General features: G+C 49.5%; 11 protein-coding genes. 7 read left to right on the top strand and 4 right to left on the bottom strand.

The window, feature by feature from the left end; translation table 11 throughout:
* The first annotated feature begins 3 nt into the window (after positions 1 to 3).
* The 3 genes from SY83_RS03070 to SY83_RS03060 all read left to right on the top strand — a co-directional run bounded on the left by SY83_RS03070 (position 4) and on the right by SY83_RS03060 (position 4,892).
* A complete protein-coding gene (locus tag SY83_RS03070; RefSeq protein WP_068604152.1) occupies positions 4 to 2,586 on the top strand; it encodes a heparinase II/III domain-containing protein in 2,583 nt (860 codons plus the stop codon).
* 192 nt (positions 2,587 to 2,778) lie between these two features.
* On the top strand, positions 2,779 to 3,849 hold the full coding sequence (locus SY83_RS03065) for a glycoside hydrolase family 88/105 protein (RefSeq protein WP_068604150.1): 1,071 nt from the start codon (positions 2,779 to 2,781) through the stop codon (positions 3,847 to 3,849).
* Complete coding sequence (locus SY83_RS03060; protein ID WP_068604147.1) at positions 3,846 to 4,892, top strand: glycoside hydrolase family 88/105 protein; 1,047 nt, start codon at positions 3,846 to 3,848, stop codon at positions 4,890 to 4,892. Before SY83_RS03065 ends, SY83_RS03060 begins: the two co-directional genes overlap by 4 nt.
* A gap of 219 nt (positions 4,893 to 5,111) precedes the next feature.
* On the opposite strand, the gene SY83_RS03055 is transcribed toward SY83_RS03060, so the two are convergent.
* Both SY83_RS03055 and SY83_RS03050 read right to left on the bottom strand, forming a co-directional pair.
* A complete protein-coding gene (locus tag SY83_RS03055) occupies positions 5,112 to 5,990 on the bottom strand; it encodes a carbohydrate ABC transporter permease (protein ID WP_068604146.1) in 879 nt (292 codons plus the stop codon).
* A 37-nt stretch (positions 5,991 to 6,027) separates the two neighbouring features.
* The gene (locus tag SY83_RS03050) at positions 6,028 to 6,945 is read right to left on the bottom strand and encodes an ABC transporter permease (protein ID WP_068610809.1); all 918 of its coding nucleotides are present in this window, start codon (positions 6,943 to 6,945) and stop codon (positions 6,028 to 6,030) included.
* 278 nt (positions 6,946 to 7,223) lie between these two features.
* Between SY83_RS03050 and SY83_RS03045 the strand changes: the two genes are divergently transcribed.
* The 4 genes from SY83_RS03045 to SY83_RS03030 all read left to right on the top strand — a co-directional run bounded on the left by SY83_RS03045 (position 7,224) and on the right by SY83_RS03030 (position 13,321).
* Positions 7,224 to 8,948, top strand: a complete 1,725-nt coding sequence (locus SY83_RS03045; protein ID WP_068604143.1) for an extracellular solute-binding protein — start codon at positions 7,224 to 7,226, stop codon at positions 8,946 to 8,948.
* A gap of 130 nt (positions 8,949 to 9,078) precedes the next feature.
* Positions 9,079 to 10,809, top strand: a complete 1,731-nt coding sequence (locus SY83_RS03040) for a cache domain-containing sensor histidine kinase (protein ID WP_068604141.1) — start codon at positions 9,079 to 9,081, stop codon at positions 10,807 to 10,809.
* The gene (locus SY83_RS03035) at positions 10,802 to 12,448 is read left to right on the top strand and encodes a response regulator (protein ID WP_068604139.1); all 1,647 of its coding nucleotides are present in this window, start codon (positions 10,802 to 10,804) and stop codon (positions 12,446 to 12,448) included. Before SY83_RS03040 ends, SY83_RS03035 begins: the two co-directional genes overlap by 8 nt.
* An 18-nt stretch (positions 12,449 to 12,466) precedes the next feature.
* A complete protein-coding gene (locus tag SY83_RS03030; protein WP_068604137.1) occupies positions 12,467 to 13,321 on the top strand; it encodes an AraC family transcriptional regulator in 855 nt (284 codons plus the stop codon).
* An 86-nt stretch (positions 13,322 to 13,407) separates the two neighbouring features.
* Here the strand turns inward: SY83_RS03030 and SY83_RS03025 are convergent, their stop codons facing one another.
* Both SY83_RS03025 and namA read right to left on the bottom strand, forming a co-directional pair.
* Positions 13,408 to 14,346, bottom strand: coding sequence for a heparin lyase I family protein (locus SY83_RS03025; RefSeq protein WP_068604136.1), 939 nt, complete (start codon positions 14,344 to 14,346; stop codon positions 13,408 to 13,410).
* Between the two features lie 601 nt (positions 14,347 to 14,947).
* A complete protein-coding gene (gene namA / locus SY83_RS03020; RefSeq protein ID WP_068604135.1) occupies positions 14,948 to 15,961 on the bottom strand; it encodes an NADPH dehydrogenase NamA in 1,014 nt (337 codons plus the stop codon).
* Between the last annotated feature and the right edge of the window lie 49 nt (positions 15,962 to 16,010).

Below are 16,010 nucleotides of genomic sequence, written 5' to 3'. Positions count from 1 at the left end.
GGCGTGCTGGCCACGGCACCCAATACCTATGTGCTGAATAAAGACGGCGACCTGCTGGATGTGGCGAGAAGCGTATTGTCCCGCCTGCAGAATCTTGGCATGGCGTATATGCTCACCCAGGATATGAAGTATGCGAACAGGGCTTGGTCAGAGATTCAGGCCGTTGCTAACTTCAAGGACTGGAGCCATACGCACTTCCTGGATGCCGGCGAAATTACGGCTGGATTTGCCTTGGCCTATGACTGGATGTATGACGCCTGGACTGAGGAACAGAAGGCAATCATTCGCGAAGCGATGGTAAACAAGGCGTTACAATACGGATTACCAAATTATCGGTCACTAACGGTGTTCGCTAATCGAGAGAACAATCAGAATTCTGTTGTAAACGGCGGTTTAACCTTGGGCGCTCTGGCAATCGGAGATGAGCCGGGCTATGAATCGATTTCAGGCAAGACCATTATCGGCGCCATGAAATCGGTAGATGAATACTACCTGCCGCTGTACGCGCCGGCCGGCGGCTACTTCGAAGGTCCGGTCTACTGGGCCTATGGAACCGAGTATTTGACTTATATGTTATCCGCGTTAGATACGGCACTGGGCAGCGACTTCGGGCTGTCGGATGCTCCGGGACTGGCCGAAACCGGGTATTACCCGGCTTATATTGAAGGCACGAACGGTTTGTTTAACTACGGCGACGGGGGACCCCTCAAGATTACAGGAGCTCCGATGATTTATATGGCTTATAAATACGAGCAGCCGGATCTGCTCTGGTATTACCGCAAAACCCGCAATGACGGGGGAGGTACCTTCGGTTTGGCTTGGTACGATCCAAAGAAATACACAACGCCGCAAACGGACTACTTCCCGCTCGACCGCAAGTTTGCGGGTACCGAGGTAGGCACGATGCGAAGCGCTTGGTATGATCCGAAGACCATGTTCGCCGGGTTTAAGGGAGGACATAACGGACATGTTCATGGCGATCTGGATGTAGGAACGTTCGTCCTGGATGCGCTGGGGGTAAGATGGGCGACGGATCTCGGTCCGGAGGATTACAGTATCGGCGGGATTGGCGAATACTACCCGGGCGGGACGAGGTGGGACTATTATCGCAAGCGCGAAGAGGGTCACAACACCATCGTCATTAACCCGGGGTTGGAACCCTCGCAGGATGTGAGAGCCACTTCGACCATCACTGAATTTGTGAGTAAACCGCAAGGCGCCTACAGTGTAGTGGATATGCAGTCGACCTATCATGCCCAAGCGGATGAGATGAAACGCGGTTACTTCATGACGGATAATCGCAGGATGTTCATCGTTCAAGATGAAATGAAACTGAAGACGCCGTCCGATATTTGGTGGTTCATGCACACAGAACAGGACATTGAGCTTGGTCCCGATGGTACTTCGGCCACGTTAAAGCTGAATGACAAACGTCTGTGGGTAAAGATTATTTCGCCGCAACCGGCCGCTTTCCAAGTGATGGATGCCAAGCCGCTGCCGACTTCGCCGGATCCGAACCAGTTCCCGTATAACCTGGAGAGAGGTAAAGTTCAGAAGACGAATGAAGGCGTGCAGAAGCTGGCCATTCACTTGACGAATACACAAGAAACGACTTTAAGCGTGGTCATGGTTCCTTTGAGCGCGGGCGAACCGATTCCAACGGAGCTTCCTGCTGTGAAGCCCATTGCCGATTGGGTAATTGATGAGCGTGAACTTGCGACAATCAACGGATTAACCATAAACGGAGAAGCATTGGCGAATTTCCAGCCGAACACGTTTAGCTATACTAAACAACTGCCGTATGGTTCAACGAAGGCGCCCGCCATCCAAGCCTCGAGCGCATACACCGTCACCGTGGAGCAACCGGCACAAATTCCCGGGATTGCGGTGATCAAGGTAACGGATCCTGCCGGGATAAGGAAACCGACCCGATACTACATCCAATACACAGCAGGGTTGTACGAGGCGGAAGAAGCTTTCATCTCGCAAGGCAAAATCGACAATATCCACTCCGGGTTCACCGGCAGCGGCTTTGTGGACTATAACAATATGGTTGGCAGTTACGTGGAGTGGGATGTCAACGTCCTGAGCGAGGGTCTATACAAGCTGGAAGTTCAATATGCGAACGGAGGCGCTGTGGACCGGCCGGTTGAGGTTCAGGTCAACGGAGTCATTGTGGAATCCAACTTGTCTTTGCCGACAACCACCCTCTGGACGAACTGGCAGCGAACGAATGTTGCCGCACTGCTGAAGACAGGTTCGAATCGAATTCGTCTGACGGCGACGACGCTGAACGGCGCATCCAACCTCGATCATCTGCAATTGCGAACGCCAAGCCTGGAGGAGCATCTGTCGATCGCGGAAGCCAAAGGCTGGGTCACCGATCCTGTCGTGAAGAACGAGCTGAAGGTCAAGGTGCAGAAGTACAGGGAAGAAGCACAAGATCCGGCGAAGGCCCTCACCCGATTAAAGCAGATTAACAACACGCTGAAGCTGTACGCGGGTACGAAGATCGATAGAACTTTTGCCCAAGCGATGACGGCTTATGTAACTCTTTTGATGAAACAATACTCGGTCCCTCTATAACCGTTGCGGGAGGTTAGGCAAGTTTCCTTGCTTAGCCTCTTTCTCTTGTCTTCATTGTGCTGGAAATGCTTGAACAACAAGCAGAGAACATGACGGAGGCAATTCCGGAACACAGGGAGAGCATCGGCTGGAGATATAATTAGGGTAGCCAAAGGTTTGAACTATTTTGAAATTAGACAAGGAGAGATCACAATGAACGCAAATGTTATGCAGCCGGCAGATTTGCAAGAAAGCGCTAACCGCGTGTGGGAGAAAATGTCGAAGCCGCATGAGGAATGGAATTTCAATCTTCACTATTGGGAATGGGAAACAGGTGTCGGACTCATGGGCATGATTAAGGCGTATGAGACTTCGGAAAACGCTGATATGCTTGAATACATCAAAAATTGGGCTGCGGAGAATAAGGGCAAGCGCCGTTTCTATTCCGTCAATTGGGTGGCTCCGGCGAATGTGTTGCTGTTCATGCACAGACTAACCGGCGAAGAAGAATACATTGAAGCTTGCAGAGAGTATTCGGATTGGTGCGTACATCAGGCGCTCAGGACGAGCAACGGCGGGTTCGCGCACGTTTGGAAAGGCGGCCAGGAGGATTACAAAAATCAACTGTGGATTGATACGTTATTCATGTCGGGTATCTTCATGTTGGATATGGGTGTGTATGACAACGATCAGGCATGCTTGGAGGAGGGGCTTCGTCAATTCGATATCCATATCGAAAGTCAGTTCGATCCTTCCTGCGACCTGTTCTACCATGGTTACCATTGTCTGGAGCAAAAGCCGTTGGGTCAGCACTGGGGCCGCGGCAACGGTTGGGCCGCCGTCAGCTTGGTTGAACTCCTTCGAATCGTGGCAACCAGCAGCAGCAGCTACGATCTTTCCCGCTATGAAGAGATGTTCACACGGTTGATGAACAGCGCTTACGACCTACGCATGGAAGACGGCATGCTGCGTACCCTGCTGGATGTGCAGGAGGAAGCTTCCTATGTGGAAGTCAGCGCCTCCGCCCTGTTCGCTTACGCGGCCATCCGCGGGGTGAAGCAAGGCTTGCTGGAGCCGAAGTTCATGGCGTGGGCACAGCAGATCGTTGCCAGTATTACGCGCGATCATCTCGAAGAGGACGGGACCATCCTGCATGCTTCGGGCGGTACAGACTGCCAGACCCAGGAAGGGTACTTCGCGGTTCCGTACTTCCCGATGCAATACACCTATGGCATTGTGCTGATGTTGCTGAATGAGAGCTTGCATGAGGAGGGTTCCCAATGAATGTGTTAACGACTTCAACAACCGATTTGCAGGTGTTGGTGCGCAAAGTGGCGGAGCGTGCCATCTTCGCGGATATCGTGAAACGCTGGGACTGGGGCGAAGGCGTTGCTTTGGCCGGTGTTACCCGTGCCCATGCCCTGACTGGGGACCAGACTCTGATGTTCGCCCAAAGCTGGATTAATGACCAACTGAGCCTTAACTATCCCGTCTGGAACGTCAATCGTTCCGCTTTGTCTGTCACACTCCTGCATCTGTACACCATCACCCAGGATGAGCGTTATCTTAACGCCTGCGAAGAAAACATCAATTACCTTTTGAATGAAGCGTCCCGGGTCGGCAAGGGAGCGATTGAACATACGGTGACGCTGAATGTGTGGCCGAAGCAGGTATGGGCGGACACGTTGTTCATGGCGGGCATTTTCATCGGGAAATACGGTAAATTGACCGGGAATACGGAGCTGGTGGATGCGTGCGCGGAACAATTCGTGTACCATCTGGATTACCTATCGGCAGCGGACGGCTTGTTCTATCACGGATGGAACGAGGTTAACCGGAATCATATGTCCGCGGTGAAATGGGCCCGGGCGAATGCGTGGATTACCGTAACCTGCGCGGAAGTGTTAACCGACATTCTGACCCCTGAACATCCTCTTTACGGCACAATAGCTGAGCGTTACAGACAGCAAGTGGATGCGTTACTTCCGCTGCAGGATGCGGAGACCGGCTTCTGGCATACCGTGCTCGATGATCCGGCCGGCTATTTGGAAACTTCGGCATCTTGCGGATTCGCCTACGGCATTCTAAGAGGCATTCGCGCAGGCTTGCTGGATGAATCTTATCGGAGCGTAGTGGAGCCGACATTCTATCAACTGGTGAATCATCAGATTGACGATTACGGAACGGTGCACGGCGTATCGGCGGGAACCGATATTTACGAGTCGGCAGCCGACTACAACGCGGTTCCGATTCATTTGCCGCATGGATGGGGACAGGGTCTGGCGCTGTATCTGATCACGGAGTGGATAGAAGATCAACGATCCTAACGAATATAAAATAACCTCTATCGAGGCCTCTCAGGCTGGGCGACCGCGCTTAAAGGTTGGAATTGGATAAAGAAGAAGCCGGCGAGTTCTCGCCGGCTTTCTTTTGTTCAAGCATAAGGAGTTATTACAGCTAACGAATCCTCATATAGAATTCCAAAAAGCTAGAAATGGGGCAATTAGCGTGATGACGATTCGTTACAGCAGAAATATTCATCGCAACTACTCCTTAACCGCCCCCATCACAATTCCTTTCACAAAGAACCGCTGCAGGAACGGATACACCAGCAGCACCGGCAAGGCGCCGATAAAGATCTGCGCGGCTTTTACCGTACGGTTGGAAATATTCTCAAGGTCCTCCGGATTCATCGACAAGTTATCGAAGTCCAGTTGCACGATTACAGTCTGCAAGAAGGTGGCGAGCGGATAGTTGCTCCCGTCCGACATATAGATCAGGCCGTCAAACCACGAGTTCCAATGGAACACCATGCTAAACAGCGACAATGTAGCGATCGCGGGCATGGAAACCGGAAGGTACACACTCCATAACGTACGCAGGTGTCCGGCGCCGTCCATCTTGGACGCTTCCTCCAGCTCTTTAGGCACACCCCGGAAGAAATTCAAGAGCAGAATCATACTCCACACATTGACGGCGCCAGGCAAAATCAAAGCCCAGATGGAATCCATCAAGTGTAATTTTTGAATGAGAATATAGCTTGGAATCAGCCCGCCGCTAAATAACATTGTGAACACGAACACCCAGGTGTAGATGGATCTGCCTTTGAATACGGAATCATCCTTGGATAGGGGGTAGGCTGCCAGCGTAATCATGAGCATGATCGAGGCCGTGCCCAGAATGGTTCTCTTGAACGACACCCACAGGGATGAGATGAAATTGTCGTTGTCTAACGTTTTGGCGTATGCATCCAAGGTGAAGTCAATAGGGATTAAAGCTACCATATTCGCATTGGCCGCGGCTTTACCGCTCAGAGATACAGCTAATATATGAACAAGCGGCAACAAACACAGAAGACCGATGATGGCAAGTAACGTATAATTGAAAATGCTGAACAAGCGGTACGTTGGTGTTTTATAATACATGAGCGAATCCTCCTATTCCTTATTTGCGGTAAGCGGACTAGAATATACGATAATTAGCGTATTTATAAGCCAGTCGGTATGCGATGACAATCAGTACGAAGCTGATGACCGATTTAAACATCCCAATGGCGGTGGAGAAGCTCATGTTCCCGTCGATAATACCCAGTCGGTAGACGAAGGTATCAATGATGTCGCCTTTCTCATAAACAAGCGGATTATACAAGTTGAAGATTTGGTCAAAACCGGCATTTAATACGTTGCCCAGCGCAAGAGTACCCACAACAATCGTGATTGGAATCATAGCGGGGATCGTCACATACAGCGTCTGTTTCCAGCGGGATGCTCCGTCGACTTCGGCTGCTTCATACAAACTTGGGTTAATCCCCGCCAGCGAGGCGAGGAACACGATGGTGGAGAAACCAAAGTCTTTCCACAGGTCGCTGGTCACCACCGTAAACCGGAACCAGTCGCCATTCCCTAAGAAGAAGATGGGTTCAATGCCGACCCAGCCTAACGCCCGGTTGACCAGTCCGCCTTCCGGCGATAACATGTCGATCAGAATGCCGCCCAGAATAACCCATGACAGGAAGTGCGGCAGGTAAACCAACGTCTGAATAACGCGCTTGAACGCCATCTTGCGCACTTCATTCAGAAATAAGGCGAAGATGATCGGTACGATTAATCCTGTGACGATTTTTAATGAAGCAATAAGTACGGTGTTCCAGATGACTTGCTTGCTGTCGGGATATTCCAACATGAATTTAAAGTGATCCAGTCCTACCCAAGGGGAACCGGTAAATCCGGTCCAGGGTTTATATTCCTGAAAGGCCATGACGAGACCCAACATAGGTACATAGTGAAAAATAATAATTAACAGCAGCGGCGGCAACACCATTAGATGAAGCGGCCAGGTGCTCTTGAAGTTCCAGCGGTGTTTCACGCGTGCCGTTTTCATCCGTTTGGCGGTAACGGCGGGATCATGGATGTCTTGTCGTTGTAGGGTTGTTTCCATCTTTTCATCTCCTTTGGTCGTTCTTCTATGCTTCATTATGCAGAAAATGAGAGGGGTCTTATACAGCATTCTGTTAACCCTATAGTGTTTTGTTAACATTTAACGGGCAATGCTAACAATCGACTATCGATGTTGCAGAAGTGTTATTTCTACTTGTCATATGTAGCCTTATGATAAACATGTGATCACAAACAAATCTATGTATACAGGGGGAACGTTCAATGGCAATGCGTAACAAATCGCTGATTCTATTATTGAGTTTAGTATTAATGCTAGGGTTGCTTGCAGCTTGTAACAATTCGAACAGCAGCTCGGAACAACCGAAGGAAACCGCGCCGGGCAACACCGCCGCCGAGAATGATGGAAACGCATCCAAGGGTGACGGCAAACATTCCGCGCCGTTTAGTGGCGGAAAGTACGATCCGCCGATTACGATAACGACGGTCCGGGGCATCGATGCCTCCGTTAAATTCAAGAATAATGAAACGATGGATGACAACGTTCACTATAAGTGGGCCAAGGAGAAGCTTGGCATCGAAATCAAGAATCTCTGGACCGCCAACTACGCGAATGACGGGTTTAACACGAAGCTTCGGTTAGCCCTTTCCGCAAATAAGGAGCTCCCGGATATTCTGGTCGTAGGTCAGGAAATGGGCAGCGAGTTGATCGAATCAGGCAAGTTCATGGAAGTGGATGAACTGTTCGAGAAATACGCTTCCGAAACATACAAGAAAGCGATGGCGGATGACCCCAATGTATGGCTGCCTTATATGAAAGACGGCAAGAAGATGGGTATACCCGATCTGGAATATGAGATGCATAACGATGCGGTTCTGTGGGTTCGCCAGGACTGGCTGGATAAGCTTGGATTGAAGGCGCCGACGACGATTGACGAGATGGAGAAAGTCATGGACGCTTTCGTCAATCAGGATCCGGACGGCAACGGAAAGAAAGACACGTACGGTCTGGCATTGGGTATTAAAGAAGGTTTGAAGCAGAACATGGGTGAAGCCCGCTTCATCTTCGGGGCTTACGGTACGATTCCAAACCAATGGAATTTAAACGAAGATGGCAAGCTAGAGTACGGTTCGGTGCAGCCCGAGATGAAGCCGGCATTGACGAAGCTGAGCGAGTGGATGAAGAAGGGTTATCTTTCGGAGCAAGCAGGATTGCTGGGCTCCATGGAAGCGGGCAGCGAGTTTACTTCAGGTAAGGTGGGCATCATCTCCGGTCCTCACTACATGCCTGAATTCCCGTTACCGGATTTGTATAAGAACAATAAAGACGCGGTCGTAAAACCTTATCCGCTGCCGACAGGTCCCGACGGTCTGGCAGGCAGATCCAGCTCCGGGGCAGGCGGCGGTGTGGTATTGATCAACAAGGACTTCAAACATCCTGACGCGTTCTTCGAGTATCAGAATTACCTGTTCGATAACTTTGCGAATCCGGAATTCGGCAGTCAATTCGAATGGGGTTTAGCCGAAGGATATGACTGGGCCAAAGTGAATGGGGAACCGACTACCAAGGCGGATGAAATCCCTGGCGGTAACGGAACGGTCTCGAAGTATTTACTGACTCCGGACGGCATCCGTATTCCATCCCTTCGTATGGAAACTTACGCCAAGTTGGCGAAAGATCCTGCCCCAGCTTCACCTGTCGAGCGCTTCTTGTTGAAGAAGCCGGAGGGCGTCATCGAAGCGGCTACCATTGTCTTGTCCCAGAAGGACATTGCCAAACAGAACTTGTTTGTAGGTCCTCCGACGAAGACGCAGAAGATGCGCGGCGACTTTGTCGATAAGTTGGAACTGGAGACGATCAACAAGATTATTTACGGTGAGCAACCTGTAGATTCGTTTGATACTTTCACGGAGAAGTGGATGTCCTCCGGCGGGAAGCAAATTTCTGAAGAAGTAAACGAGTGGTATACTTCCGTTCAAGGGAAATAAATCAGGTGACCCAGTTTGCCGGCCCGAGGGCTGCAGACTGGGTATTTCTGCCCTTATGCGTAAGGAATGTATAGAAATGACTTCAGCACATGAAGTTCTCAGGTTATGATTGGGTTGGGGAGATGTTGACATGAACGTTACTAACAATATTTTCAACAAAATCATGATTCTGATTCTGCTGCTGCTGTTGCCGATTCTGGGATTGTACACGTACAGCAATCAAGTCAGTGTGAAAGTCATCAAGGATGAATTGGAAAGCTCAAGCATGAGCCGGCTTCAGTTTCTGCTGAATCAGGTGGAAACGAATCTGGAACAATTCGGTCTGTTCTCTACGATTTTGAGCAGGGAAACAAGCATCCTCGATTACAAGACGATTCATTTAATGGAGAATGTCTATAAGAGAATTGAACTTCAGAAAGAGGTTGCTCAGAAGCTGGAGCTTCAAAGCGCATCCGTGAATTGGGATAACCAGATTTCCGTGTATTCCATTCCTGCGCAGGAAGTGACATCAACCTACTTTCGTATTTATGACGCTGCATATTTAAAGAGGAACGTATCGGACAGATGGACGTTACGGACGACTGAAGTAGAAGGTCAACAAATTCAGCAATTCGTGAAATTTACACTGAATCCCGTTTCCGCTTATATGGATTTCTCTAAAGCTGATTTAGTGGTGGAAGTGAGCTTCTACGTGAATAATTTGGTTCGTATGCTGAATGACTTTAAGAAAGGCGCCAAAGGCGATCCGTTTTTTTATCATCCTGACTATACGCCTATTGTGAATCATACTTCTGACGCGGATAAGATCTACGATATTCAGAAAAAGCTGCACATCCTGTCTTTAACGGATGCCGGCCGAACCACTTTAAACCTCGGCGGCGAGGAATATCAAGTGTATTATGTGAAATCGCCGGATTTGGGATGGTACCTGGTGGATTATGTGCCTGTGCAGGAAATATTGTCCCCTGTAATTGAGAATCGCAATTATTTCTATATGACGACCGGGTTACTGTTAACGATGAGTTTAACTGCGGCATTCTTGCTTTATCGCAATGTCAGGGTCCCGATTCGTGAACTGACGAAAGGTGTCCAGAGCTTAAAGCGCGGGGATTATTCCGTTCGGTTAACGCACAAGTTCCATAATGAGTTCGATTATCTGTTCCTTCGCTTTAACGAAATGACGATGCAGATTCAGGAGTTGATTGAGAACGTGTTTGCGGAACGGCTGCGGTCGCGGGAAGCGACGTTGAAGCAGCTGCAGGCACAGATTAATCCGCACTTTCTATATAATTGCCTGTTCTTTATTAAGAGCATGGCCAGCATGGGGAATGATAAGGCGGTTATTTCCATGTCATTGAAACTGGGCGAGTATTTCCGATATACCACCCGTGTGGAGAAGGATTATGCCTCGATTGCCGATGAACTGAAATTAGTAACCAATTATCTTGAGATCCAAATGCTCCGTTCACCCCGGTTCGAATTCGAGACCGATCTACCTGAAGATATGCTGAACATGGAAATACCCAGACTGTTGTTGCAACCCATTGTAGAAAATGCGGTTATTCATGGCTTAGAAGGCAATCCGAACGCGGGCATGATTAAGATTACAGGAGAAATCCAAGCGGAGTGTTACCGGCTGATCGTGGAAGACAACGGGTTAGGGGTTACTCCCGATCGCCTTCAAGAGTTGAGAGACGGGTTGAATGACGCCCTGGAAGATGAGATGGGATGCGGCGTGTGGAACGTGCATCACCGATTAATATATCGCTTTGGCGAGGGATCCGGTTTGGTGTTGGAACCGGTCGATCCGCAGGGATTACGAGTTATACTCCAATGGAACAGGGGACCGGAACATGTATAGTTTGCTGATGGTAGATGATGAAGCCTATGTCGTAGACAGCTTGGCCGTGACGATTCCTTGGGCCGACCTCGATGTCTCTCAAGTGTTTAAAGCTTACTCCGCTAATGAAGCGCTGCTTATCATGGAACAGCATACGATTGATATTGTCATTTCCGATATTCGAATGCCGGTCATGAGCGGCATTGAATTGTTGGAACGAATAAGTACAGACTGGAACCGAACAAGATGTATTCTCTTGTCAGGACATGCGGATTTCGCCTATGCCCAGGCGGCCATTCAGCATCAGACCGCCGACTATCTATTGAAACCTGTCAGCGATGAAGATGTGATGGCTGCCGTTCGTAAAGTAACGTCGCAGTTGAAACAGGAATGGGAAGAAATCTCTTCACACCAAAGAGCGGTGTATACCATTAACGAGAACTTACCTTTGTTAAAAGGCAATCTGTTGAACGACATTTTGCAGGGCAGACGTTATTCACAGGATGCCTTGGCGGATAAAATGCGGCTGTTGCACATCCCGTTCGAGTCCGAAGAACCGTTCGCCCTCCTGTTAATTCGGATGGGTGAAGAATTTCAACAGCATGACGCATACCATTTGGCGTTACTTGAATATGCCGTAACCAATATTGCCGAGGAAATTTCCAAGTCGCACTATCATCTCTGGACCTGTAAAGATGCGCACGACGATCTTGTTATGGTGTTGAAGTCCATAGGGGACGACCAACGCGGTGCCGGCGGGGAATCTTCGGGAGATGAGACAGGAAGGCAACGTCAAATCGAACGCATCGCGGAACAACTTCAAGTGAATGTGAAATTGTATCTCAAGGGCGGAATCTCCGTTATTGTCGGCGGTTGGGGCAGCTTTCCCGCGCATGTGCCGGCATTATATCAAGCCGCCGTATCAGCTTTGCGCAAAGGTGTCGGAACCAGTGGTGATCTCTTCATGACGTTGCCCGATCAATCCGTGCCGGTTCCGATTAATGCCGTGCAAAGCTTATACGAGCCGCCGCTGTTAATTCATCTGTTCGAAGCGGGGCGTTGGGATGCGGCTTGTGAGAAATTAGAATCCGTCTTTCAGGAGTTGGAGCAGGAGTGGCAGGATTCAACAGAACATTTATTTGAAGTGTTCCATACCATATCGGCCTCCCTCTCTTATATTGCGCATCGTAACGGTACACAGCTCCATGAGATTATCGGCCATGATTATGAGAAGGTATTGTCGGGCAATTCGTTTCGCCATGTGAAACCGTTGAAGGAATGGTCCTTCCGCTCCATACATGCCATTAAAGAAAGTATGCAGCGCGAGAGCCGCGACACCCGGGTATCCGTCATTCAACGGGTACAGGAATACGTCGAGCATCACTTGGCGGACATTTCCCTTCAGAGCATAGCGGATTGGATCGGGCTGCACCCGGTATACTTGTCGAAAGTGTATAAGCAGGAGACCGGGGAGAACATCAGTGAGTATATTTTCCGTCTCCGGATGGACCGTGCGGCGCTGATTCTAAAAAAGGGTGATGATAAAGTATACGAAATCGCCAAAGATTTGGGATACCAGAACGTTCCTTATTTCATTAAAGTGTTCAAAAAACAATACGGTCTGACACCTCAGGAATACCGCGAGAATACACCAACTTAACAACGGGAGGACATGCGGATGAGAGCACAAACGGAACCGTTTCAACACTTGTACAGACATGCTTTCATGTTGGATCACAAAAAGGACGGCGCGTATCCTGAAAACTACCACCTGCACCCGGGATATGAGTTGATTTGGGTCGTGAGCGGGGATGCCTGGTTTATGATGGAGGATCAGGTGATTCAGATTTCCTCCGGCAGTGTGCTGCTGTTCCGCGGGGGGACCTACCATAAGTTAAAGAAGCTTGGCCGGGGCTGTTATGAACGGAAGATCATTCATTTCCTGCCGGAATTTATTCCTGGAGGTGAAGGCGTGTTCCGGGAAGAACTGGATCAACTAACGGCACATTGTCATCATGTTCGTTTGTCGAAGCAAGAGTCGGCCGAATGTCAGCGCATGTTCAATGCTTTACAGAACGAGCAGCAAGCGGTTCCGCGCTGGGGCGGGAAGATGGCCATGCAGGTTTATTTGATGGAGTTGTTATTGTTTATCGGACGTAAAGAACACATGGGGAATGAAGGAGCGCAGCCTTGGCAACACGCACCGGGCGGGATTACGCTCAGCCGCATTCTTGAACATTTAAACGCGGTGTGGAACTCTCCCTGTCAACTGGATGATATTGCGGAGGCGCTCCATATGAGCAAGTATTATCTCTGTCATTTTTTCAAAAAAGAAATGGGCATCAGCATCCAGCACTACTTAATGGAAAGACGGATTCACGAGGCCGCGCAATTGCTGGTTCTCAAGGATATGACGGTGAAGGAGATCGGATTTGAAGTGGGTTTTCAGACCTCATCGCATTTTGGGCGAAAGTTTAAGGAAACGTTGGGGGTTACGCCGGAGCAGTATCGATTGAATTTTTTGTCCAAATAGTACGGACACAACAAAGACCTGCGGTAGTTGCAGGTCTTTATTGCGCGTTAACGCGTTATGTTGATATGAGTATGGAGCTCACAATGTTACGGTTTGGAAATGCGCACATTATCGTAATACATCACTTTGTCTTTGTTCAGCGCCGGATCGCGATCGTTCCAGCCAACACCCAGATAATTGCCGATCTTGAAATAGTTTGACTTGCTTCCAACGGTATTTACGCCGCGAACCGCAGGGAACAATAACCCTTTCGTCGTCGGGTCTGTTCCGTCCGTGGACCGTTTTAATTCAATAATTCCCTTGCTTGGATTGACCTTACTCCATTTAATGTGGACCCAGAAGCGCTGCCAAACGCCTTTAATCATCTGTTCGCTGTACAGTTCACGCTCATCCCTTGCGGAGGGGTCGCTGCAAAGAGTGGTTACAGCCGTTCCGGGAGAGGTATCTTCATTACAGAAATTATTACCGTTGATACGCATATCGTCGTTGCTCAAAGTGATGCCTAGTGAAGGTCCTCGCCCGATGCTGCCGTCCCCGTAGTAAACTTGTACGATGAAATTCTGCCATCCGTCTGTTTCATCCCAGTCCGTCGGAATCATGAAGTCGAACATGTACCACCGTTCCGCGGTATCAGTGGATGTCGGGTCGCTCGGAGCAATGCCTTTGGAACGGAACTCGAAGCGGGATTTGTACTTCGGGTCGCCATTGGGATAAGTCCCGGCCGGGTGTTCCTGATTCGCTTTCAGCACTAGCTTCAAGGCCTTATCTGTGCCGGTATCTCCGGGTTTGGGTACGACGCTGTAGCTACCCATCGTGTTGCTGCCGGATGCGCCGATGGCCTGCACAGGTTGATTCGGATCCGTCTCCAGGTACTGGTACCAGCCTTCAAGCACATTGTAATCTTTCACCGTTCCGGTGTTGAAGGTGTCTTGCAGTTGATAGCTGCTTGCTGATGTCATGGACGTGCCCAGGGTGAGTAAAGTCAGTGCGGTTAAAGCGAAGCGTGTTCGTTTTAACGCTTTCATAAGTGACCTCCTTTGGATGGTGGATTTGTAATACACTTTCTTGTAAGCGGTTACAAATATAAGTATAAGTTTAGGTCAAGGTGACCGTATATAGCTCGTTGTTAACATTCGTATAGTGTTTTTTTAACATGGGTAGTGGAGGGTATGGGGGATCATGTGAGCGAAAGTGGATGGGAAGAGTCGAAGATATAAGTAAAATAGTAGCGATAACGCTACAAATGGCGTAGAAGTTACTTGGGTTGGTTGGATTAGTAGCTTTATCGCTACAAATGACCAGAGAGTGCGTGATAACTGGAAGGTAGAATCGAAATAGTAGCGTTACCGCTACAAATGTCCTAGGTGTTACTTGGTCAAGGCGGATTAGTAGCGTTATCGCTACAAATGACTGTTGAGGGCGAGATTAGTGGAAGGGGAAAAGTGAAAAGGAGCGGTAGCGGTAATTTGATCAATGCGTATAAATTAAAGAAACGATACTCGCTCCCATGTCTGTAGATGACACGAGAGCCCATATCGTTCTCTTACCACAACAGTCAACTCGAATACAGTTAAATTACAGTAATCGGCGAACCGTGATGGGAATCCGTTAACTCAGCTAATTATACTACCAACCCCTACTATATTGCTTAGGAGCCTCAATCTCCACACCAAGCTCCTTGGCTGCCGTGCGAGGCCAGTAGGGGTCACGCAGGAATTCCCGCGCCAACAACACCAAATCCGCCTGCTCCTTACGAAGAATCTCCTCAGCTTGCACACCGCTCGTAATCAGCCCGACCGCGCCTGTCGGCACATCGGCGCCCCGGCGAATGGCCTCCGCCAGCGGCACTTGATAGCCTGGGTAAGGTTGAATGGATGCCGGCACCACACCGCCCGAACTGCAATCAACCAGATCAACGCCTTGTTCCTTCATACGCTGTGAGTAGTAGATAAAGTCATCCAACGTGTTCCCGTCCGCATGATACTCATTGGCGGAAATCCTCACCATTAACGGACCTGCCCATACCTCTTTAACCGCAAGAATCGTCTCTTCCAGGAACCGATATCGGTTATCCCGGTCCCCGCCATATTCATCCTCACGCTTATTCGTTAACGGCGACAGAAACTCATTGATCAAGTATCCGTGCGCACCGTGAATTTCAATGCAATCGAAACCGGCTTCCTTGGCGCGCCGAGCTCCTTCGCGAAACGCAAAGAGCGTTTCCTGAATCTGCTCCGTCGTCATGGCCTCCGGCAACCGGTAACTGTCATCAAAGGCGATCGCCGAAGGAGCAATAATCGGTCCTTCCACTGTCGATTTCCGCCCGGCATGAGCGATTTGAATGGCTGCTTTGGCCCCGTATGCATGCATCATGTTCGTAATTTCTCTTAATCCGTCCACATGCTCGTCGCTCCAAATGCCAAGGTCCTGCTCACTAATTCGTCCCTGAGGCGTTACAGCGGATGCTTCCACAATGATGAGTCCCACTTGCCCGACCGCACGCGCTGTATAATGGGTTCGATGCCAATTCGTGACTCTCCCGTCCCGGTCTTCACAAGAATACATACACATAGGAGCCATGACAATCCGATTCTTCAACGTCATCCCTTGCAGGGTATAAGGTTCAAACAGCAAGCTCATATCTCCACACTCCTGTTTCTATATAGGTTGAATCTGAATTCATCATAGC

It is taken from the genome of Paenibacillus swuensis (assembly GCF_001644605.1).
GTDB classification, from domain to species: Bacteria; Bacillota; Bacilli; order Paenibacillales; family DY6; genus Paenibacillus_N; species Paenibacillus_N swuensis.
Note: the sequence above shows the minus strand (reverse complement) of the source record. Positions and strands in the feature narration are given on the sequence as shown.